The following is an 847-nucleotide window of genomic DNA, read 5'->3' as shown; positions in this document are numbered from 1 at the left end:
CATCAGACGATACACGCGCTTATGGTTAATCTGTTTCTCCGTTTATCGGTCAATTTCACAAGCATGAAATCAGCTCATTTTTATTACTATAACCTAAAGTTTGCATGACGGACACCGCCGCGGCGCACAGAAATCGCTTTTATTCGTGTAACAATAATGTATCAATTATGTACCGATACCTTCAACGTTCAATATCCCGTAGCAGCACGCCGTAACACACAAGATGCCTACAAGATGCCCACATTTTGCCCACGAACCACACGCACGCATCGTGTTTACACGGATTTATCGAACCAATTTTTCTAAGATTATCGGATAAAATCACCACAAAAGAACTCTAAAAACACATAAAAACGATTTTGTCTCATGGGCGGCATGATGTAATAATCTTTGGAAAATCCTGTAGTATCAAGGGTTTAGGGCTCCTTCGGGAACCCTCAGGCTGTAGAGAAACCCCTTATTTTTTGTAGGGGCCTAAATCTCTCGAAATTTTTCACCTAAATGTGGTTCTCAGATCGTTTTAAATCGATTTTTCTTTGCTAAGACGAGAGCCACCAAATAAAAATAAAAGTGTCGAAAAGTCCATAGGACTTTCTCGACACTCTGTGCCAGTCACTACGACTGGCTGTTTTTCTAAAATAATCATCCCGTTCGTTATCGAACTTTCACCTGCTATCTAAAACAGGAGGTACCCTATGAGTTCCATTCTTAACGTTATAGAAAAGCTAAAGCTGAACGTCAGGAGTATAGAAGATGTTCCAGAGTCATTTAGCTCAGAGGTGTACAAGCTTACTCTTTCTAGCGGAGAGAACGTTTATGTGAAAATTCCATTTAACAAAGATAAACT

The organism is Megasphaera massiliensis (assembly GCF_000455225.1).
GTDB classification, from domain to species: Bacteria; Bacillota; Negativicutes; order Veillonellales; family Megasphaeraceae; genus Megasphaera; species Megasphaera massiliensis.
The sequence above is the reverse complement of the archived record's forward strand: the minus strand, read 5'-3'. Positions refer to the sequence as shown.